Raw genomic sequence first — 21,773 nt, forward strand, 5'->3', positions numbered from 1 at the left:
ACGATATGAGAAGTCAACTTAGTCACTTATTTAAAGTTTACAATAGGATTAAGGTACAACAAAATTGTGCACTGTGCTTGCTTTCATCTGATCAAGATATTGCCTTATGCAGCGACTGTGAGGCGGATTTACCTTGGCAGCTATATACATGCCCTTGCTGTGCACTGGCTCAAGATAACAGTCAACTCTGTGATGAGTGTAAATTTGACCCACCGAGTTTTTCGCAGGTTATTGCACCTTGGCGCTTTGACTTTCCGATCAATAGTTTGATCAATCGTTTTAAACACCACCATGATTGGGTGCTAGGACGCCTGCTGGGCGGTTTATTAGCGCGCGACTTACAACAGAAATTTAGTGAAGGCACACCAGTAGCTGATGCTTTGTTAGCTATGCCACTTAGCTTAGAGCGTCAACGTGAGCGTGGGTTTAATCAAGCACAGATGCTGGCGCAATGGCTGGCTAAACCATTGCAACTACCGATTCTGAACAATGCTGCACAACGCTTGCCTAGGCAAGCGCAGCAGCAACTGAGTGCGGCACAACGTAAAGAGAATCTACAGGGTGTTTTTCAATTGAACCGCAGTATTAATTGGCAAGGGCTGCATATAGCCATAGTCGATGACGTTGTGACTACTGGTGCCACTTGCCGCGAATTAGCTAAGGTGCTGTTACAAGCAGGCGTACAGCAAGTGGATGTGTATTGCTTAGCGCGTACCCCTAAGTCGGATTATCAGCCAAAGTCTTCTTCAGCATCTGGACGGCGCGCATAGTGTTGCGCTAATACTGCACACACCATCAGTTGAATTTGATGGAAAATCATTAATGGCAAAATGGCCGGCCCAACAGCACCGCCAGCAAAAATCACCTGCGCCATAGGCACACCTGTTGCCATAGATTTCTTTGAACCGCAGAACACAATGGTAATTTCATCGGGCTTATTAAATTTCAGGAGGCGGGCGACCCAAGTTGTGGCGAAGAGCACTATGGCAAGCACCACACAGCACACAATGGATAAATAAATAAGCGATTGTACGGGCACAGCATTCCACAAGCCAGCAATGACAGCGGAGCTAAAGGCGGTATACACCACTAATAAAATGGAGCCTTGATCAATATTTTTGAGCCAGCTTTTATTACGATCAACCCAATCACCAATCCAGCGGCGCATAAAGTGGCCAAACAGAAAAGGAAAGAGTAGTTGTAGGCTGATTTTAATAATGGCATCCAACATGCCAGTGGTGCCAGCATCGGCATCTAGTAGAATTTTAACTAATAAAGGCGTGACCAAAATGCCGATCAGGCTAGAAGCAGAGGCATTGCATACTGCGGCTGGGATGTTCCCTCGTGCCATGGAAGTGAAAGCAATAGCCGATTGTACTGTGCCTGGCAAGGCCGACAAGTAAAGCATTCCAACCCATAAATCATGCCCTAAAATAGGCTTTAGCACAGGTTGTAATGCCAGCATTAACAGCGGGAATATGATAAACGTGCAGCCAAATACAATAAGATGTAAGCGCCAGTGCATAGCGCCTGCAATAATGGCGGTGCGTGAAAGCTTTGCCCCATGCATAAAAAATAATAAGGCAATGGCGATATTTGTTAACCAATCAAAAAATATAGCGGCATTGTTTTGAGCCGGAAATACAGAGGCAGTGATCACTACCGCAATCAAAATCAAAGTGAAATTATCAAAAATAATCCGTAGTTTTTTCAACATAGCTGCAAACTTCATAATTAAATTTGCAGCTACCTTACCCTGATGCTATTTTTCCGACTAACGCTAATCGGTAACAGAATAACGACTAACGGACATGTACGACTTATTGTTTAAACAACTCGACCAAATGAGTGCCTTGCCACGCCCTATTTATGGACACGTAAAGTCTTTGCCTAATATGGTATTGGAGTATTGTCATGAACATCCATGGATCCAGTTTTCCTATGCCACACATGGCGTGCTAGATGTAGAAACAGCTACAGGGCGCTTTGTTGCGCCACCACAGTTAGGTGTATGGATTCCGCAAGGTGTGATTCACCAAGTACATGCCAATGAGCGTACAGTAATTCGTAGCCTTTATGTCGCACCTGAGCTGGCACAAGAACAAAGCAATAAGTGCAAAGTATTAATGGTGAATAACCTATTAAAAGAGCTAATTACACGCTTTAGTCAATTTCCAGCATTGTATGATGAAGCTGGCACCCAAGGGCGTATTGCTCAAGTATTATTAGACGAGCTGTTAAGTGCGCCTGAAGCCAGCACAGGTTTGGCGCTGCCCAGCGATCCACGTTTACAAAAAATAGTGGAAGAATTGCAGCTTAAACCTTACTCCAACTTAACATTAGCCGATTGGGCACAGCGCTTGGCAGTATCCGAAAAAACCTTAAGCCGCTTATTTAAACAACAGACAGGACTGACATTTCGTGCTTGGCGTAGGCAATTACGGTTATTAAAAGCACTGACTTTGTTAGAACAACAAACCAGTGTCACTGATGTGGCTATGCTTTCAGGTTATGATTCGGTGTCTGCTTTTATTGCTGCCTTTAGCCAGCAATTTGGCATTACACCACGCTTATTTTTTAAACATAGATAAGGGCTAGAGTAGATGCCTAGTGCAGTGAGTAATTTTGATTTTGACCAATTAAGCATACAAATAGAAACTGCGGCGCGCTTAGCATTTACAGAACAGTTGGCAGCTTCAGCAGGTGAAACTCTGTATTGTTTTGCGCTTTATAGCGATGAAGGGGCCATGACGCTCTGCCCATCTAGTAATACCTTAGAGTTTGTGCAACAGAATGCGCCGAAAACTGATTTAACTTACTACACTTTAGAGCCTTTTGAGTGGAAGTATGAAATGCAAGGGGCAGACGAACAATTTGACCTGATTTCTCAACAACTGTACGCCTACTGCGAACAAATTGAGGATGACGAGCAATTGTTTAAGATATTTCAGCAAAAGCTCTATACAACAGCTTTTGAAGTGTTATTAAAGTTAGTACAGGAAGACTTTTTTGCTAGAACCGCAGGGCGCGAGATTTTTGTTATTTTTAGCGTTTCAGAATATGAGTTTGAACAGCAGAAACTGGCTGACATGGTGACGCAACTCAACCCAAACAATAGCTATAAAGACATGTATTTAAACTGGATGAAAAGCTGGCGCTAATGCTCAAATCTAAAAAGAGAGCAAAATTGCTCTCTTATAAGTTGACGCTTGTTCTAGCCATATTTTTTGCGAAGCCTTCATCACTCATTACAAGTAACAGAATGAACTCAGTGAAGGCAATAACACCTGGAATTAAAGTCCAGCAGAATACAAGGTATAAAATGCCTAAATCAACTTGGCCTAAATAGAACTTGTGAACACCAAAGCCTCCGAGAAAGAAGGCTAATAGTGCAGCAGCTATGCGGCTTTTTCCATTAGCAGGAGTGGCTACTGATGCTTGTTGGTGTACGCCACATTTCGGGCAAATTTCAGCTTTAACGTGAATAACAGCACCGCAATCTTTACAGAATTTATCCTCTGCAGATTAAGTGCTGAATAATAACAAAGTGCGCAATAAAAAACTGGCATCCTTATCAATAATTAATGAGTAAACAGCGATAAGAGCGCTAATTTCTTATCGCTAATATACTGATAGTTTTAATAGTGATGAATATAATTTTTAGGATTAAATTTTAATGTTATAAACATTAACAACACCATTAGCGCACAAATAAACCACCAAGCCAGTGAAAAGCTGTTCAGTTGATCGCGAATGAAACCAGCAGCTAAGGGTGACAAGCTAGCAATAAAGTAACCAACGCCTTGTACAAAGCCGGCTAAGTTGCCTGCTCGATCAGGATCTTTAATATGGTCCATGGTGATAATTAACGTCATTGGAAATAGCCCGCCAATACCTAAGCCTAGTAAGGTTGTCCACATTAAAGTAAGCGTAGTTGGCAATAAGTTAATGCCGATGAAGCCAATAACAGCAAGCACTAAAACAATAAAGAGTACTTTGCGACGATCTTGGCTGAAGTTGGCTAACGCAGGAAAAACTAGTCCAGCAACTACTTCTGTTACCGTTAAATAAGCGAGTAAAAAACCAGATTGCTGAGGGGTATAGCCCATTTCCTCATAATAGGGTGAGAACCAAGCCAGTACACAGGTATAGGCCGCTGTACCTAAACCAAAAAAGATGGCTAATAACCAAGAACGTGAATTGCTCGAGTGTTTATCAACAGAGGCGAGTATTTGGTTAGGAAGATGGTTGATTACATGGCGTTGGCTAAACCAACAAAGTAAAGCTGCCACACCTAACCCCGCCCAAATAGCTAAACCCAATTGCCAGCTAAAGTGCTTGGCGATAGTAGGTGCAGTACTGGTGGCTAAGGTCGCGCCACCCATAATGCCAGTCACATAAAAGCCCATATATAGGGCTGTGTTACGTGTAAAGCGAGCTTTAATAATAGACGGCATTATGGCTTGAATAAAAGCAATCCCACAGCCAGATAATACAGCGGTCAGAATAAGGCTAATACTGCTATCTACCCATAAACGGGCAAGGCTGGCTAAGCTGATGAGGAGTAAAGATAAGCTAATAGTGTTGTGTTTACCCAGCTTACTACCCAGCTTTAAGCCGACAAACATAGCTAGCCCCATTGCCATCACGGGTAACATGGTTAGCAAGGAAGCAAAGGTAAAGTTTAAAGGGATATCTTTTTGAATTGAGGACAGTAAAGGTCCAATAGCTGCCATCGAGGGGCGAAGGTTGAAGGAGATTAAGATGACAGTTAGCAGCAGAAGAAGGAGTTGTTTTTGGTTTGTTTCAAATCTCATGTGAATAGCTCAGATTTATTACACCCTGAAACCACGCAAGTTAGGGTTACTTGCCTATGCTAAAACATGAATTTAAAAAAGGGGAGCTTTGCAACAGTTTATTGGCTACTGACTAGCCTAGTTGGCTATCTTTACTCATCCGTCGATAATAACCTGAAAAATATTGTTGCTTATCCTGAGATTCTTGGCAGTGGATACACAAGCGTACGCCTTAGATAGCTTTACGTCGTGTTTGAGGGATAGGCTCAGCACATTCTGCACAATGATTTAGCCCTGCACCTGTAGGGATTTGGCTAGGTGCTTTTGCTACAGCATCCTTAATGGTGCCATCAGTTTGCTCTTGTGCTGCGCCATCCTGAGCCCAACCAGTGGCCATGATAAACTCCTGTAATTAGTTACTCCCCTCTTCATTTGCGGCTTGCTGAGCTTCTTGCCATTCACGTAGCTCATCGTAATAGGCATCCCAAACGCAAGGTGTACAGCCACTGTCACAGCATTCCCAGTCTTCAGGGGGCGTTGGTTTTTCACTCATAACAACATACTCAGTAAAAAATTTGTCGTTAAGCATAACGCTGTTTATAGGTCTATCCAAGGTTGCGTTGGTTATTAAGCATAAGAGGCTCTTAAAATAAAGTTATTTTATGACTGATAAGTATTGTTGTGTTACTTATATGACTATGGTTGGATGGTTAAAAACGCATAAACCGATAAATTAGTCATGAAAAATTTGCTAACAAAATAACAATTATAAAACGGAGCTTTTATGCGCTTGGGCTTAACTATTGATTCTGCTTGTGATCTGCCTAGCTCGTTTATCGAGCGCCATAAAATTGTAGTTATTCCAATCAAAATTGAAACAGGCAAACAGATTCTGTTAGATACGCGTGATGAGGCGGCTACACAGGCGTTTTATCGCAGCGGTATCTTAAAACAGAATGCGGGTGTGCGTTCTACCGCTTTAACCGAAGATGAAATCACGCAGTTATTTAAAGAGCAAGTAGTACAACAGTTTGACTTTAACCTAGTACAAACTATCACCCAAAGCCGCAGTTTAATCTTTGCAAATGCATCACAAGCAGCGCATCGTATTCTGTCAGAGTACCGCTCAATCCGTGATGCTCAGTATAAAAAGCCGTTTTCGATCAGAGTGGTAGATACCCACAATATGTTTGCTGGGCAAGCTGTGATTGCAGCTGAAACTGTACGTTTAGCGCTAAGTAATTTATCGCGCAGTGATTTACGTCGACGTGTCGAGTTGTTAGCGTCGCAAGCGTATTGTTATGCCGTATTGCCAGACTTAGCCTATGCTCGTGAGCGTGGCAAGCTGCGCGGTGATAAAAGTATTAGTTTTCTCGGTGCTTTAATTGGTAAGGCACTTAGTATTTCGCCAATTCTGTGTGTGCATCAGGGAAAAACTTTTCCTGTGGCTAAAACACGTGGTTATGAGCAATCTATTGAGTACTTACTGCGCTATGTAGAGCAGAGAATCTATAAAGGGTTGATCTCTCCTTACATTGTTATGAGTTATGCTGGTGATATTCATGACCTTAATTATTTGCCAGGTATCGAGCGCTTGGAGCGTTTAGCTCAGGCCAATAACTTGCGTATATTGCGTACCGTAATGAGTATGACGGCAGGTGCCAATCTGGGGGCGGGAGCCTTTGGTATTGCTTTTTGTGATTCGCCACATCAGTTCAGTGATTTTGCGGATAACTAGCTCTGCTTCAAACAGAGCTAGTTATTGTCATTAAAGCAAGAAGCTCACTAGGTAGACGCCAGCAAAACCAATAGTATAAGCCACTAATAAATAACCTGAATAACGTAAGTAGGTTAAGAAGGTTAATGCTTCTACTTTGCTCATAGCCACTACGCCAGCGGCAGAGCCAATAGCTAATAATGAGCCGCCTACACCAACGCTGTAGGTTAGGGTTAACCATTGCGCTTCGTTCATGTCAATGCCTGACTTCAGCAAAGCAGCAGTTAATGGTACGTTATCAAATAAGGCAGAGATTAAACCCACCACGAAGTTAGCGGCTAAGGGTGGTAAGTGTTCATAGAGTTTAGGAAAGTGGGCGAGTACACCCAATTCTTTGAGAATACCCACAATCAATAAAACGCCTAAAAAGAACAATAAGGTGTCGAATTCAATACGGCGTATATATTCCAAGACAGGCTCATCTTTATTCAGGAAGTGCACTACCATAAACATCAGCGCTAGCCCAAATAAGAACGTCAGTACGGGCGGAATACCAAAAGCAATATTGGCGATAATAGTGCCTATGATGGTGCACAAAAACATGCCTGCAATGATTTTATCGCTAGTCGCAATATTAAAGGTGCGCGTTTCTAAACTTACTGTACCTTTTAGTGGAATCGCCAACAATGTTGCTAATACAATCACAGCAAAAATAGCCGGTAGGCTGAGTAAAATAAGATCAAATATTTTTACTTTACCAGCTAAGAAAATCATTAATGTGGTTACATCACCAGTGATTAACGCAGCGCCTCCCGAGTTAACCGCAAATACTGTAAGTACCAGATAGCGGATTAATTTATCGGTGGATAAACGCAAGCTAAGTAAAACAGTAATACACACTAGGGTAGCGGTAATGTTGTCCGCCATGGATGAAAACACGAAGGCAAACAAGCCAACAATAATCATCAATTTGCGCTCAGACATTTGTTTGGGCAGCACTTTATTGACAATAGCTTCGATAATGCCTTTGCTGGATACATAAGCAACAAAGGTCATTGCAGCCATTAAAAAAAGCCACAAGGTGGCTATTTCTAAAAGGTTTTCATTGAGCGATTGCATAATGCTGTCAACATTTTGCTGCTCAGGGGGAAACATGAAGTACAGCATCCACGCCAAAGTACCGAAAAACAGCGTACTTTTGGCTTTATCTATATGAATAATATCTTCAAGGATAATGGACAAAAACCCTAATATGGCAAGGCATAGCAGAACGATTGTCATAGCAGATCTCAGGTTGGAAAAAATAATATCAGTTTAACCAGTTAATCTTTTCATGATATGTGCCATTAGTCGGTGCATCTATATCAATTAAAGGTCAAAGCTACTACTTTTGGTTATGCCTCTTTAAGGCACAAGCAGATTTTAGCAGATTGCCCATTGTATGCAGCTCCTGCTTAATGCTGAATTCACTGGCTTCATGACGGCGGCGGTTAAGTTGAACATTTAATGCAGCGTCGTAGTTTTTTTCAAGCACTGCCAGTAGCTGCTGCTCGTTAAATATCAGTTGATCATCAGTATTTAGCGCTACAGGTACTATTGCATCTAATTTCAATAGCTGTTGGTTGTAACTGACGGCTTGTTGGATAGTTACGGCCTCTGGACTGTTTGCAGTAGGCATATTAGGTAAGTTTTTGACGAGCTTATCGACCTGAGTTAATACACCAATAATGGGCGGCATTTTGCGTGAGCGCTGCTTCTTCTCTGTAAACCACGTACGCAAAGTAGTTAGCATAAGTTTATCTAATTCACGTGCTGGCTGGTTGGCTTTAAGCGCCCATAAAATAAGGTCGCACTCTTTTAAGGATGCTAGGTTTTGCGCTTGCAGTTTTTCGTTGTGATCAATACCTGGTAAATCAACTAAATGAGCAGCTTCTCCAGCATGTGTGGTGAATGAATAAACCTGTTCCTGTTCAGCACAAGGAATGGCACCCACTTCCGCTTGAAAATGCCCAATGAAATAATTTACAAGAGATGACTTTCCAGCGCTGACCTGCCCAATAATGCCAATACGCAGTGGTTCTGCTTCAGGTGCCATCCGTTTGCTATCTGCTTGTCCTGCTTTGGATAGGCGTAGTTCATCATCAACAAAGGTAAAGTGCCCACCATAGAGATCGATAGCCACCCGTAGGGCTTCGTTAACTAGTAAGTATTTTATTTTGTCTGTAATTTCATTACTTACACCATCAAAGGCTTGATCAAACATCATACTGCGCGCTTCAGCCAGTAACCCTGTAGGTGTAATGATACGGAGCTTGCGATATACCTTATAGGCTGTGTGAAAGAACTTAAACCGCTGTAGCTGATCATGCCCGCGTAGTATTGAGGAGATTTTTATATGCTCAATGGCCGGCACATTTTCTTTGAGGACCCGTCGATAACGCTGACTAATATTTTCCATTACTTTAAAAAACTCAGGTAAGGAAAATGACCACTGAGCATAGGCTTTATCACTATAAGCACTAGCCGTAAGTTGCATAATGGTTAAGCCGTGGTTGTGCAAAGAGTTCCAGTCGGCATTTTCTGTTAATAAAGCTTGTGCTTGGGGTAGTAACTGATCATATTGTTGTCGATCAAAATCTGTCCAGTAGGCTGGCTGCTTATCTTGCGTAATTGTTTTAGCATCAAGCTGTTTAGTTTGAATAGGTTTGGGGCGAGTGACTAAAAGCAGTGAAACAAATATTAAGGTGCTAATTAGTAATGCGCCTACCAGCCATAACCACCAGCCTTCCACGAAAATGGCATAAACACCAAAGCCTGCAAAAACCAGTAAAGGTACAAGAGAGTATAGGACCAGCATAGGTATAACACGCTGTGAAAGACGCTGAAAAGTAGTCAGCGTTTGCAAGTTTTTATCCATACTCAGCTCTTTTCGCGTAAGGTCAGCATTTGCGTAAAGGTATCATCAAAGGTGCGTTTTAAGTCGTCACGACTAACCGGCTCTTGGCGAACTTTACGGTAGAAATACATGGCGGCTACGCGCCCTAAGGCATAGGTCACGGCATAACTAATGGCGGCGGCGGTGACACTACCAACAACTTGACCATATACGGGAATAAACTTAATCAGCTGGCGTAAGCCAAAACGCGAAGCCTGCTGGATAAGAAAACCTGTACCTAATGCACCGATAAATTCAGACAGCAGCTGCTTGTCCCAAGGTAAACCATATTGTTGGGCTAGGCTATGTAGCATTTTGCCTTGAATTGTAGGTACTACAACCGCACCAATGGCAGGAACAGCATCGGCCGCACCAGCTGCACCTGCATACCAAAGGACTTCGGTTTTAAAGCGTTGGAAGTTTTCTGCTTCTATATCGCTATGCTGTTGGTCAATGAGAATTTCGTTAAGAATAGGTAGCATTTGGCTGATTTTTGGCACTAATAGCTGCTTAGCTTTAAGCTCGTCTAAAAAGCTCACTGCAACGTTATCAGTATCACCTAAAATGGCCTTTACTTGCTCTTGATTGTATTTAATGCAATGTTGTAACTCAGTGTCGTCGGCAATAAGGTCGATTCCTGTATGAATAACTAAGCACTGTTCAATGGTGCCTGCTTTTTTAATTTGTTTGAGTGCATCCAGCACTTGTTTTTGTTCAGGTTCATCAACACGCATTAAAATTAGTAAAGCATGGCTTTGTTGGGTGCAGGCTTGTATATCAGCACTGGCATCGTAGTCTGCTTCTGCTAGACCACGGGTATCCAAAAACGCTATGGTTGGAAAGTTGCTAGGATAAATATAACGCTGAGCGCTTTGTGTACAGGGTTGAAAGCCATTGCCAATCTCTACTTCAGTTAAACCCGTTAAACAGCGAATCAAGCTTGATTTTCCAGTGCCTGTTTTACCCAACAACCAGAGTGTAGGTAGGTGCTTTTCGCTGTAGCTGAACGCTGTTTTTAGCTCATCATCTTTTTCAGGGTTAATGGCTTGGTAGATTTTTTGCAGAAAGTCTTTCATCCCTAATACTCACTCTTTGGTTAAGTTTTTTTGCTCACGGCGCATAAAAACTTCTAACTCCTTGACCACTTGCATATCACCTTTGGCTTGGGCTACAGCTAAACCTTGCTGATAAGTAGCCAGTGCTTTCTCTGATTCACCTAAAGCACTGTACGAGCGCCCTAGTAATTTCCATGCGACTGAATAGTTAGCATCATGGCGTACTGCTGCGTCTAAATGAGTCGCTGCTTTGCCAAATTCTTTTGCTGCAAAATACGCATTGCCTAAGGAAAAGCGCAACATGGCATTGTCTTGCCCTTTGGCGAGCATTTGTTCGAAGCGTTCAATGATATCAACGGGCATGCTAACTCCTAGCAAGGCAGCTTAGCTGCCTTGGGTTGTTATTGCTTAAGCTTAGGATTAGGGAAAAACTGCATGGTATGGCTAGCCGTTGTTTTTTTTGGCTGCGCTTGGGTTTGATTAACGCGCGTGCTTAACTCTTTAGGCACTATATTACCTTGGGCGTTGAGCTTGTCACTGTAACCACATTGGACACATTCCCGATGTTGTTCATCGTTTTCTTGCCAACGACGAATAGTATCCATAGTTTCGCAAGCGGGGCATACTGCCCCTGCGATAAAGCGTTTTATAGGTTGGTTGTTCATATCAGACATTACTGGTTAAGCCACTATGGCGCAATAAGGCGTCTGTGGAAGGTTCGCGGCCGCGAAAATCAACAAAAAGCTGCATAGGCTCTTGTGAGCCTCCGCGCGCTAAAATAGCATCACGGAAAGCGCGGCCTGTTTCAGGGTTAAGTACGCCTTCTTCCTCAAAGCGTGAGAAGGCATCAGCAGAAAGCACCTCTGCCCATTTGTAACTGTAATAGCCAGCAGCATAGCCGCCAGCAAAAATATGCGCAAAGCTATTGGCAAAACGATTCCAGCTTGGCGGTTGGTTTACAGCAACTTCATTGCGCACAGTATTGAGTACTTCTAGTACGCTACGTCCATCACCGTGGGTTGCGTGTAGTTCAAAATCAAATAAAGAGAACTCAAGTTGACGCACCATCATCATACCCGAGTGAAAGTTTTTCGCGGCTAACATTTTATCAAGTAGTGCTTGTGGTAAGGCTTCGCCTGTTTGGTAATGACGAGAGATTAAGGCTAGACCTTCAGGTTCCCAGCACCAGTTTTCCATAAATTGGCTTGGCAGCTCGACAGCATCCCAGGCCACACCATTGATGCCTGACACACCAAGGTAATCAATACGGGTTAATAAGTGATGTAAGCCATGCCCGAATTCATGGAATAAGGTAGTGACTTCATCATGTGTGAGTAAGGCTGGCTTACCTTCAACGGCAGGCGTAAAGTTACAAACTAAATTGGCGACTGGCGTTACTAAGCTATTGTCTGCTTTGCGATAACGGTCACGTGCGCCATCCATCCAAGCGCCACCGCGTTTATTAGGTCGGGCGTAAAGATCGAAGAAAAAGCGGCCAATGGTTTGCCCGTCTTCTTTAATTTCAAATAAACGAACGTCCGGGTGCCAGCTTTCAAAGTCATGCAGTTCATTAATGTGAATGCCGTAGAGCTTTTGCACAATACTAAATAAGCCGCTTAATACCGTATCAATAGGGAAATATTCACGCACTTGTTCTTGGCTGATGCTATAGCGTTGCTGGCGCAGTTTTTCGCTGTAGTAACTCATATCCCAAGCTTCCAGTTGCTCTACACCTTGCTCTTTGGCGAAGGCACGTAAAGCGGCTAAGTCTTGCTCTGCAAATGGCTTACTTTGCTGCGCTAAGGTGCGTAGGAAGGTTAAAACCTGCTCAGTGGAGTCTGCCATTTTGCTGGCAAGAGATAACTCGCTGTAGTTTGCAAAACCTAACAGTTGTGCCAACTCGGCGCGTAGCTCAAGAATTTGCTGCATGATAGGGCCGTTATCATGTTTTCCTGCATTCGGCCCCTGATCAGAAGCGCGAGTGCTGTAAGCAAAGTAGATTTCTTCACGCAATTGACGATTATCTGCGTAGGTAATAACCGCATAGTAACTAGGGAATTCTAGGCTGATTAGCCAGCCATCTAAGCCTTTTGCTTGAGCGGCTTGCGCCATTTGAGCAGTAGCTGATTCAGGCAGCCCTGCCAGTAGCTCTGGCTCAGTAACATGCTTACTCCATGCCTGAGTTGAGTCCAATAGCTGATTGGCAAACTGGCTAGTTAACTCTGAAAGTTTCATTTGAATTTCGCCATAGCGCTTTTGCTGTGTTTCAGGCAGATCAATGCCTGATAAACGAAAATCACGTAGTTCGTGGGCTAAAATAGTTTTTTGTGCCGTATCTAGATTTTTACTCTGTACGCCGTTCGCTAGTGCAGAGTAAGCCTCAAATAAAGCTTTATTTTGACCAATTTCAGTGGAGTAAGCTGAAAGCAATGGCAGACAAGCTTCATAGGCTTCACGCAGCGCAGGGTTATTACAAACCGCATTGAGATGGCTAACCGGACTCCATGCTCGGCTTAAACGCACACTGAGCTCGTCTAATGGCTGTACTAGGCTGTCCCATGTAGGTTCGGTTTGTGGTAGCAATTTTGCAATGGCTTCACGGCTTTGTGCCAAGATATGTTCAATAGCAGGTTTTACATGCTCAGGCTTAATGCTAGCGTAAGGTGGTAAATCAAAATCTTGTAATAACGGGTTAAGCTCTTGGGTCATGGGTTCACCTTAAAATAGTTACGCGTGAGCTTGTCACACGATCTTGGCTTCTATGGTATAGCCTTAAAACATTATTCGCAGCTTGAGGATGACTATTGTGTCGATTAGAAACTTTAACAACATACGACCACACTTTGCTGAGCGGGTATTTATTGACCAATCAGCGATCATCATTGGTGATGTAGAAATAGGTGCTGATTCTTCGGTTTGGCCATTGGCGGTCATTCGCGGCGACATGCATAGTATACGTATAGGCGAACGCACCAGTATTCAAGATGGCAGTGTGTTACATATTACACATAAAGGGCCTTATAACCCCAATGGCTATCCTTTAATGATTGGTGATGATGTTACCGTTGGTCACCAAGCATTATTACATGGCTGCACTATCGGCAGCCGCGTTTTAGTGGGTATGCGCAGTACGGTGATGGATGGCGCTGTTATAGAAGATGAGGTAGTGCTAGGCGCAGGCAGTTTAGTACCACCAGGTAAGCGTTTAGAAAGCGGTTTTTTATACGTAGGTAGCCCAGCTAAAGCGGTTCGTCCTTTGACGGAAAAAGAACGTAGCTTTTTTGCTTACTCAGCACAAAATTATGTGAACTTAAAAGATGAGTATTTAGCAGAAGAAGGGCATATGTAATAAGGCGCTTGAAGCGCCTTATTGGTGCTATGGACGCGAAAGGTACATTTCTTCGAGCTGTTCCACAGTGCTTGCCCAAATTTCAAAATCAGTTTTCAAATTGAGCGCATTAACTTGGCCTAAGGTTCGTACAGGCATTGTTAACACCAGTTGGTTGTCTTTACGGAAAAGGCGACCATAAAGCATGTGTTGATTCCAATGATTAATCCCTTCTAAGTTTAGGCTGGTTGCGGGGTAGCGAGTAGAAAACACCATATACTGGCAACCTTGCTGGGCATCACAATCATAGAAAGTTAGCCTGTACTTAGCGTTATAGACATCTCCTTGTATGCTTGGTTGAGCACCAGTAGTAACTAACTGGGCTGTGCCAAAGCCTTGGGCAAACTGAGCGATGGCTTGAGGTGAGTTGTCAATTAAAGCCTGTGCGCTCGCTGAGCCAACAAAGGCTAAGTTTAATAGACTCAATAAAATAGTTTTTTGCATAGTAAATCATCTAAAAGGGTTAGATAAAATGCAAACAACCGCGAAAATCGCGGTTGTTTAGTGTGTCGCTAGTACAGCCGTTGACGGCTATTTTGTTTCCTGTGCTTTCTCTGATGCTTCAACGGCTGCATTTTCAGGGAAAATAGTGCTTTCAAATTCTGGAACAACATCATTCCACCATTGAAAGCTAGCACGTAAGTTATCTTCTGTTACACCGCCATCAATATTGACTGACATTTCTAAAGTAGGGTCTTTTTCGCCATCTAAGTAGGCTTGGCCGTATAGCATTTCAGAGTTCCAAGTATTCACTTGCTCTAAAGTAATATTGCCAGAAGCTGACCATGCGGATGAAAACATTAAATCTGTGCAGTTTTTACCGTTTTGGCAGTTATGGAAAATGATGCTGTAATCTGTTTCGTTCATTCTGCCAGTAATCAGAGGATCACCCTCATCATCTGTAGATAATTCTGCTGTGCCAAATTCTTGCGCCATGGCTAAGATAGCTTTGGTATTGTTGTTATCAATTACCTGTGCAGCATACAGTGGAGTAGCAAGCAGTAGGCTGCTCAGCGCAGCAGCGCCAACAAGTTGTTTAAGCATGGTATGTACTCGAAGGTTGTGGTGTTGGGCACTATAACAAATATAATGACGTATTAGTTAGGCTTAGAATCACTAAAACAGCGAGTTTTCAGTAGTGAGCTTGATAAATAAAAAGACATACAAAAGGCAATGCTGTTAGAACCAGTCTGGCTATTTAGATGACTAAGAGCAGCAGCAAGTACTGCTCTTAGTGTGGTTAATTAGCCTGTAACTTTTCGTACCTTTACAGGCAAGCCTTGCCGAATACTCGCGCCGCTGACGTGCTCTAACCAAGTGGCGGGTACTTTACGTGTAGGATCTGCAAAGCCTAGATCATTGAGGTTAACGCCTGCACCTACCCAGTCGAGTGAAGGTTTGGCTTGGCCATCAATAATATGTTGGCTAGCGCCCAATTCACGATGGCCAAAGCCATGCTCAATACCTATAGCACCACGTTTAACGCCCTCATTGATGAGCGCCATGCCTAATACCTTTCCGCCAGGGCTTTCAATTTCAATGATATCGCCATGGGCAACGCCAAAGGCTTTAGCATCTTCCGTATGCAGTAGCACAGGGTTGTAGGGCTTAATCATTCGTAAGCGTTCTAAACCAATGGCATAGGAGTTCATGAGATTAGACTTAAAGGAGAATGCTAATAGCGGCCATTCGTCTTGCGTGTAAATTTCACGCATAGGCGTACCATCATAAAAACGTGCTTCTTGAAACTGAGGATGACCGACATAACGCTTGCCAGTAAGGCTATCTATAGCAGTACCAAGCTCTTCGTTATACAAGCACATAGGTTTTAGCCAAGCATGTTTATGTAATCCGTCCTTAAAGGCTTGATCATAGTCCTCAAAGCGCCCGCCTCGGCTATACATATAAGTAACTGGGCCGCGTTCCTCCGCTTTTAACGTGCGTTCAATCATAGGTAGTAAACGCTCTACGCTGCCGTATTTTATATCTTCGGCATGAGCGATAGGTAATGGTTTGCCTTGGAAGGCCACGTTAGCGGCGGCGCGTAGATAGAAATCTTCTGCGCGGTTAAGCGGGTGCAAATTACCTTGTGCGTCTGGAATGGCATTTTCGCCAAACCCTGGCAAGTTTAAACGCTTGGCCACGGCAATTAAGAAAGCGTCCATTGTGACAGGTTCGCCTTCCGCTGTTTTTTGCTGGCGCGGTTCAACTACAGGCCAGCAAGCCGTTGTTGTTTTGGTGTTGGTACCGCCCCATGAACCGGTAAAACCCCATACTTCGTACATAACAGAGTCAGGCACTAAGTAGTCAGCATAGCGATTAGTTTCATTAATGAAACCATCGATACCAATAAATAAGTTAATTTTGCTCGGATCTTTAAAATCATCGCCAATTAGGTTATTTAAGCCCGCTTGCCCATAAAGCGGGTTAGCCATGCTGCTGATAACAGCCTTTAAGTGATAGGGATAACCATTGATGCCTGATGATAAGTGCTCAGTCACTAAAGGCGGTGCTAGTGGACGCCATGGGCCATCGGCAGGATAAGGATTTTGCCCTGCTTCTTTCTTGCGTTTGAACTCCGAAGACTTGGCATACGGAAATTTTGAACGTGATAAAAATACGCCCTTGGGTGTACGCATGTTCGGAAAGCTGGCCATGTCATAGCGAGGGCCAGCGCCAACGCCATTAAATTGCCCGCCATCTTTAATAGCGCCGCCGCGACGGTTAAAGCTACCCGCTAAAATATTGAGAGACGCAATGCCAAATGATGCATAAACGCCAGTGGCTGACATCATACCGCCATGGCAATCAGCCACTGACTGACGACCATGTTGCGCAAATTTAGCCGCAATAGCTTCAATGGTTTTTACATTGACACCGCAATTATCGGCATAGTGTTGCATGCTAAATTCATTGGCGGCACGACGTAGCTTACTTAAGCTGCTGCTGACAATAACGGGTGAGCCATCGGCCAAGGTGACGCTTTGTTGGTCAACAAATAACTGTGCTTGATCAAGGCTAGTGCTGGCAACCAGCTGGTTGTTTAGGTCAAATACCATAGGCACATCGTCTTCTGCGCCGGCTTGGCTTAGACCTAAATCAGAGCGGCGTAAGAAAAATCCTGCCCGAGGATGGCTATCGGTTTCAATAACCAAATGTGTTGCATTGGTGTGGCCTGCTTCTTTAGCAGCAAGCGCAGCTTGGGCGGATGGGATGCTCAGGTATTCAGCCGCGTAAGCCTCATGCTTGAACAGCCATTGAATAATTGCCATGACAAAGGCGCTGTCAGTCCCTGGTAAGATAGGCACCCAGTTGTTACGCTCCTTAGCGGCATGTGAAGCAGTAGCTGTAAGGGCTGGGTCAACAATCACATATTCTAATTGGCCTAACGAGCGCGCTTCGGCTAACAATCGTCCTTGGCGCTTAAAGGGATTGCCAGCTTGGCTAGGAGCTGTACCTATAAAAAGAGCAAAACGGGTGTGCGTATAGTCAGGTTTAGCGTGGGCATTCTTGTCGATATCATTCATCGCTGCGCCGTAACCAAGACGGAAAGCCAAACCACAATAAGGGCCATGTGCACCAAAGTTGCGTGTGCCAAAGCTGTTGAATGCAAAGCGCTTGAGGATAGCGGTGCGTCCATAGTCAGTGGCATCCATAACTAGTAGCTGATTAGCAATAGGGCCGTATTCAGGGTTTTTCGGGTCGATTAATGTATCGTGATCACATAACTCAGCTAAGCCTTGCACATGGCCTTCGCCAAATAGATCGCCACCGTCACAAACTTCTTGAACGAGCTGCTCAAAGCTGATTTTTTGCCATTGTCGTTCACCACGTTTGCCAACGCGCTTTAAGCAGTGAGTTAGACGAAACGGACTGGTAATTTGCGCCATCATGGCGTTACCACGGGCGCAGGCTGTTGAGCGACCTGCAAGCCCTTGCTCTTGGTAGGCACTAACACTTTTTAAGGCGTCAAGAACAGGAGTTTGCTCGGGCAAATGCGGATCACCTGAGAGCGGATGATAAGGGTTGCCAGCCACGCGCAAAACATCATCTGTTTTGTTATCAATACGCACTCGCACACCGCATAAGGTAGTGCAGCCGTAACATACAGTAAAAGCTGTACGCTGGTTGGGATTAAGCGTTAGCTCACCTGTTTTTGGGTTAATGCTGTACTCAGGCTCTAAGGAGTTGCCATTGATGCGGTCTTTAGGGATTTCGCCTGATGAGCCTGAAATACCTTTTGCCATTTTGCTTAAAACATCAGAATAGCCGGCAGCAAAGGTAGCTACGCCACCCGCAGCAATAGTGCCTTTTAATAGATTACGACGGGATTTATCCATGGCTTGGTACTCCTGTTACTACGGCGGGCGAAGGGTTGACGGGTTTAGGCTCGCCGCGCCAAGGAATAAACATATCAATAAGTAAAATAAGTGCGATCCATAAGCCAAAGGTGCCAATAATTCCGAGCAAACCAGAAGGGCCTAATGCCAGCACATAATCATTAAAACCAGCGGTATTACGGCCAATAGTTTGTACATCCATTAGTACTGTCCAACGGAACATCCAAGTCACATGCAAGGCCAGTAAACCTAATAGCCATGAGTAACCTTGAAGACGATAATTGCGGCGTAAGAACCATGCAGTGAGCATAGTGAGGCCGCCAGCGGTTAAGCCCCAGAATGCGGTTTCGCGCCAAATAGAGTTATTCTGCACGGCTTTCAAGGCCACAGTAACTGATGGGTTGATTTGGTTAATGCCATCGGTGTACCAAGTCAGGGCGATGATCGCGCAAAGTACGCAAAATGCCATAATGACCGTGAGCATTTGCTTGTTCACCACTGAACGTTGCATGCCAGAAAAACGATTCAGTACGAGGATTAAGCCGCAGGCGCCTAACATGCCAGTGGTAACAAACATCGGTGGCAACCAGGGCGTGTGCCATAAAGGACGACCTTTAACAACAGCAATTTCCATCCCTGTATAAAGTGCCATGCCGAGTGACCAAAGAATGGCGCAGAGTGCAAAGAAAGGAACGAGCCAAGCCGGTGTTTTCCATTGGCCAAGTGAAAGCAGGCGACCTAACCAACCCGCAAAACCTTGCTGTTGGCCTTGCAGTTGTAGGCTTGGACGCCAAAAAGCCCAGCCAAGTGCCATAATGCTGGCGAAGTACAGTGGCAAAATGAGGCTGCCTAGGTTCATCCATGACCATGGTGTTGGATAGGCATAGAAGTGCCAGAATCTCAGTGGTTGGTGCAAGTCAGCCAGCAAAGCGATAGGTGCAACGATGGCTGTAGAAAAGCAGACAAGCATGCCTAATCGGGTTGTCGCTTCCCAGTTTTTCTTGCCAAATAAACCTGGCAAGCTGAGCCATAGGCTGGTATAGGAAATGGCAGCAAGAAAGAAATATTGCACAGCCCAAGGATACCAAGCGATGCCATAGCGAGGCGCGAGAACTTCAGTGACCAAACTCATAGCCTATCTCCTTGCCTTGTTGATCTAACACTTCCCAAATAGCTGCAGTGGCCTCTGGACGTTGGGTGAACTGCTCATCCATACCCAAATAAAACACTTGAGGTAAGGTATTTTTATCTGGCTGTAGAACCATTAGTTGATCATGGTGTTCACGCAGTATTTGGCTGATTTGGCTATTAGGATCACGCATATCACCAATAATACGAGCGCCCCCTACACAGGACTCGACGCAGGCAGGTAATAAGTTCGCCTCTAAACGGTGTGCGCAGAAGGTACATTTATCCGCTGTTTGTGTTTTTTCATTGATAAAACGTGCATCGTAAGGGCAAGCGTTAACACAATAAGCGCAACCTACACAGCGCGTATTATCCACAACAACAATGCCGTCTTCACGCTGGAAAGTAGCTTGCACAGGGCAAACAGGTACGCAAGGAGGATTTTCACAATGATTGCACAAGCGAGGCAGCATAAAGGTGGCTGAGGCGCCTGTTAACTCATCTTCTACTTCGTATTGAGACACTATGGTACGAAAGTTACCCAGTGGTGCTTGATTTTCGATATGGCAAGATACTGTGCAAGCTTGACAGCCAATACAGCGTCTAAGATCAATGACCATGCCATAACGCTTACTTGGATCACCTTCTCTACGTGGAGGCTGGTCGTTTATCCCTGCATGTGCAAGACCAGATAGCGGGATTAATGCCGCTCCTGCAGTGAGTTTAGCAATTTGTCCAAGTAAGGATCGTCTTAATAAATCCACGGCGATTCCTCAGGCTATTTTGTTATTTATTAATTCATATTACTTATAAGCGCTAAAATTGACCTGATAAAAATCAAGGGAATAAGCCGATGGTTTTATATTTCGATATATAATAAAAAATATAGCGCAGGCTAATTCAAGCAAATCAAAAATTTACTTGAATTAGGTAAGAAGGTAGATTAATAGCGCCAGAAGGCAGGGGAAATAAGTACTAACAATGAAAAGACTTCAAGACGGCCCAGCACCATAGCAAAGCTTAAAATATACTTAGCGCTGTCAGGCAGGCTACTAAAGTTGGCCGTGGCATCACCAAAAGCCGGACCTAGGTTATTCATGCAAGAAGCTAAGGTAGAAAAGGCCGTAATCGGATCTAAACCACAGGCTAATAATGCGAGCATTAGGGTAAAGAAAGCTCCCATGTAAATGGCACAGAATCCCCAAATAGATTCCATAACTCGGTCAGAAACTTTGTGCTTACCCAACTTGATAGTGAATACGCCATTAGGGTGCAGTAAGCGTGCAATTTCACGCTGTCCTTGGCGAAACACTAACATGACCCGCATTACTTTCATGCCACCACCGGTTGAGCCAGCACAGGCACCAATAAAAACGCTAAAGAGTAACAAGTAGGGTACAAAGGTTGGCCAAGTGCTGAAATCAGCAATACCAAAGCCTGTGGTAGTGGCCACTGAAACTACTTGGAAGAGCGCATAACGAATAGAGTCAATTGGCGACTCATAAGTGCTATAAAGCATTAGCATGCCAGCGCAAATTAAAAACAACGTACCTAGGATTTTTAGATACGCCATACATTCAGCATCTTCCCAATAATGTTTTAGTGAATAGGTGCGTAAGGCTAAGAAGTGTAAGGCAAAGTTAATGCCTGAAATGGCCATAAAGAAAATACAGATGAGCTCGATCATTGGGCTATTAAAAAAGCCAATGCTGGCGTCATGGGTGGAGAAGCCACCGATAGCAATGGTAGAGAAACTATGCCCAATGGCATCAAATAACGACATGCCTGCTGCCCAGTAAGCAAGGGCACAAATTAGAGTAAGACCGCAGTAAATAACCCAAAGTGTTTTGGCTGTATCAGCAATACGAGGGGCAATTTTCTTATCTTTTAATGGTCCTGGAATTTCAGTGCGATAAAGCTGCATGCCGCCTACACCAAGCATCGGCATAATAGCTACGGCCAATACCACAATACCCATACCACCTAACCATTGAAGTTGCTGGCGATAGTACAGAATCGAATGGGGCATGTTGTCTAGCCCTGTTAACACGGTAGCGCCTGTGGTGCTTAAGCCTGAGAAAGCTTCAAAGATTGAATCAGTGAAACTCATGGCAGGCACATCAGAGAGAATAAAAGGAACTGCCCCGAAGGCGCCTAATACTGTCCAGAAAAGTGCAGTAATCAAATAGCCATCACGAATACGCATGTCAGCACGAACCTTGCGCACTGGTAGCCAAATGCAAAAACCCGTGATTAGCGTAATGCTAAAGGAGGCAAGAAATACGCTCCATAAGCCTTCATCGTAATAGATGTCAATCAGCAAGGGCGGTACATGGCTCAAGCTGAGTATCATTAATAAAATGCCAAGTACGCGGCAAACAGCACTAAAATGCATGGTTAGTATCCCGCTTGTA

At 44.2% G+C, this 21,773-nt stretch carries 21 protein-coding genes and 1 pseudogene; 5 read left to right on the forward strand and 17 right to left on the reverse strand.

All coding sequences use genetic code 11. The features are described 5' to 3' along the window. Positions 1-5 precede the first annotated feature (5 nt). Positions 6-770, forward strand: coding sequence for a ComF family protein (locus VQ643_RS02875; RefSeq protein ID WP_414197766.1), 765 nt, complete (start codon positions 6-8; stop codon positions 768-770). On the opposite strand, the gene VQ643_RS02880 is transcribed toward VQ643_RS02875, so the two are convergent. Continuing rightward, on the reverse strand, positions 731-1,717 hold the full coding sequence (locus tag VQ643_RS02880) for a bile acid:sodium symporter family protein (protein WP_414197767.1): 987 nt from the start codon (positions 1,715-1,717) through the stop codon (positions 731-733). The two genes, VQ643_RS02875 and VQ643_RS02880, sit on opposite strands and share 40 nt — an antisense overlap. A gap of 94 nt (positions 1,718-1,811) precedes the next feature. Between VQ643_RS02880 and VQ643_RS02885 the strand changes: the two genes are divergently transcribed. Continuing rightward, on the forward strand, positions 1,812-2,591 hold the full coding sequence (locus VQ643_RS02885) for an AraC family transcriptional regulator (RefSeq protein WP_414197768.1): 780 nt from the start codon (positions 1,812-1,814) through the stop codon (positions 2,589-2,591). Positions 2,592-2,603: 12 nt separating this feature from the next. Next, entirely contained in the window at positions 2,604-3,161 is a 558-nt protein-coding gene (locus VQ643_RS02890) for a DUF4303 domain-containing protein (RefSeq protein WP_414197769.1), read from the forward strand. A 34-nt stretch (positions 3,162-3,195) separates the two neighbouring features. Here VQ643_RS02890 and VQ643_RS02895 read toward each other — a convergent pair whose 3' ends face one another. The 4 genes and pseudogenes from VQ643_RS02895 to VQ643_RS02910 form a co-directional block, all read right to left on the reverse strand. Continuing rightward, complete coding sequence (locus VQ643_RS02895; protein ID WP_414197850.1) at positions 3,196-3,486, reverse strand: TM2 domain-containing protein; 291 nt, start codon at positions 3,484-3,486, stop codon at positions 3,196-3,198. Between the two features lie 152 nt (positions 3,487-3,638). Further along, positions 3,639-4,817: a cyanate transporter gene (locus VQ643_RS02900; protein WP_414197770.1), complete on the reverse strand. Its 1,179-nt coding sequence runs from the start codon at positions 4,815-4,817 to the stop codon at positions 3,639-3,641. A 112-nt stretch (positions 4,818-4,929) separates the two neighbouring features. Next, a pseudogene (locus VQ643_RS02905) lies at positions 4,930-5,193 on the reverse strand (DksA/TraR family C4-type zinc finger protein). Between the two features lie 15 nt (positions 5,194-5,208). Beyond that, positions 5,209-5,349, reverse strand: a complete 141-nt coding sequence (locus tag VQ643_RS02910) for an oxidoreductase-like domain-containing protein (RefSeq protein WP_414197771.1) — start codon at positions 5,347-5,349, stop codon at positions 5,209-5,211. A 231-nt stretch (positions 5,350-5,580) separates the two neighbouring features. Between VQ643_RS02910 and VQ643_RS02915 the strand changes: the two genes are divergently transcribed. Continuing rightward, entirely contained in the window at positions 5,581-6,534 is a 954-nt protein-coding gene (locus VQ643_RS02915) for a DegV family protein (RefSeq protein ID WP_414197772.1), read from the forward strand. A 30-nt stretch (positions 6,535-6,564) separates the two neighbouring features. Here the strand turns inward: VQ643_RS02915 and nhaD are convergent, their stop codons facing one another. The 6 genes from nhaD to prlC form a co-directional block, all read right to left on the reverse strand. Then, the gene (nhaD, locus tag VQ643_RS02920) at positions 6,565-7,806 is read right to left on the reverse strand and encodes a sodium:proton antiporter NhaD (protein WP_414197851.1); all 1,242 of its coding nucleotides are present in this window, start codon (positions 7,804-7,806) and stop codon (positions 6,565-6,567) included. A 91-nt stretch (positions 7,807-7,897) separates the two neighbouring features. Beyond that, positions 7,898-9,430: a GTPase gene (locus VQ643_RS02925; protein ID WP_414197773.1), complete on the reverse strand. Its 1,533-nt coding sequence runs from the start codon at positions 9,428-9,430 to the stop codon at positions 7,898-7,900. A 2-nt stretch (positions 9,431-9,432) separates the two neighbouring features. Then, entirely contained in the window at positions 9,433-10,524 is a 1,092-nt protein-coding gene (locus VQ643_RS02930) for a YcjF family protein (RefSeq protein WP_414197774.1), read from the reverse strand. A 9-nt stretch (positions 10,525-10,533) separates the two neighbouring features. Next, entirely contained in the window at positions 10,534-10,866 is a 333-nt protein-coding gene (locus tag VQ643_RS02935; protein ID WP_414197775.1) for a tetratricopeptide repeat protein, read from the reverse strand. 38 nt (positions 10,867-10,904) lie between these two features. Further along, positions 10,905-11,168, reverse strand: a complete 264-nt coding sequence (locus tag VQ643_RS02940) for a YheV family putative zinc ribbon protein (protein ID WP_414197852.1) — start codon at positions 11,166-11,168, stop codon at positions 10,905-10,907. Position 11,169: 1 nt separating this feature from the next. Next, a complete protein-coding gene (gene prlC, locus VQ643_RS02945; RefSeq protein WP_414197776.1) occupies positions 11,170-13,212 on the reverse strand; it encodes an oligopeptidase A in 2,043 nt (680 codons plus the stop codon). Between the two features lie 97 nt (positions 13,213-13,309). Between prlC and VQ643_RS02950 the strand changes: the two genes are divergently transcribed. After that, complete coding sequence (locus tag VQ643_RS02950; protein ID WP_414197777.1) at positions 13,310-13,852, forward strand: gamma carbonic anhydrase family protein; 543 nt, start codon at positions 13,310-13,312, stop codon at positions 13,850-13,852. 27 nt (positions 13,853-13,879) lie between these two features. On the opposite strand, the gene VQ643_RS02955 is transcribed toward VQ643_RS02950, so the two are convergent. The 6 genes from VQ643_RS02955 to VQ643_RS02980 form a co-directional block, all read right to left on the reverse strand. Next, entirely contained in the window at positions 13,880-14,335 is a 456-nt protein-coding gene (locus VQ643_RS02955; protein WP_414197778.1) for a hypothetical protein, read from the reverse strand. An 87-nt stretch (positions 14,336-14,422) separates the two neighbouring features. Continuing rightward, the gene (locus VQ643_RS02960) at positions 14,423-14,935 is read right to left on the reverse strand and encodes a YbjN domain-containing protein (protein ID WP_414197779.1); all 513 of its coding nucleotides are present in this window, start codon (positions 14,933-14,935) and stop codon (positions 14,423-14,425) included. Between the two features lie 200 nt (positions 14,936-15,135). Then, positions 15,136-18,231 carry a molybdopterin dinucleotide binding domain-containing protein gene (locus tag VQ643_RS02965; protein WP_414197780.1) on the reverse strand — a complete coding sequence of 1,032 codons (3,096 nt, stop codon included), beginning with the start codon at positions 18,229-18,231 and terminating at the stop codon, positions 15,136-15,138. Further along, entirely contained in the window at positions 18,224-19,363 is a 1,140-nt protein-coding gene (gene nrfD / locus VQ643_RS02970; protein WP_414197781.1) for an NrfD/PsrC family molybdoenzyme membrane anchor subunit, read from the reverse strand. The genes VQ643_RS02965 and nrfD overlap by 8 nt, the downstream gene beginning before the upstream one ends. After that, entirely contained in the window at positions 19,347-20,123 is a 777-nt protein-coding gene (gene dsrO / locus VQ643_RS02975; protein ID WP_414197782.1) for a sulfate reduction electron transfer complex DsrMKJOP subunit DsrO, read from the reverse strand. Before dsrO ends, nrfD begins: the two co-directional genes overlap by 17 nt. Positions 20,124-20,302: 179 nt before the next feature. Further along, on the reverse strand, positions 20,303-21,754 hold the full coding sequence (locus VQ643_RS02980; RefSeq protein WP_414197783.1) for a TrkH family potassium uptake protein: 1,452 nt from the start codon (positions 21,752-21,754) through the stop codon (positions 20,303-20,305). Positions 21,755-21,773: the final 19 nt, after the last annotated feature.

It is taken from the genome of Pseudomonas sp. F1_0610 (assembly GCF_047470865.1).
GTDB lineage: Bacteria > Pseudomonadota > Gammaproteobacteria > Pseudomonadales > Pseudomonadaceae > JAZDRH01.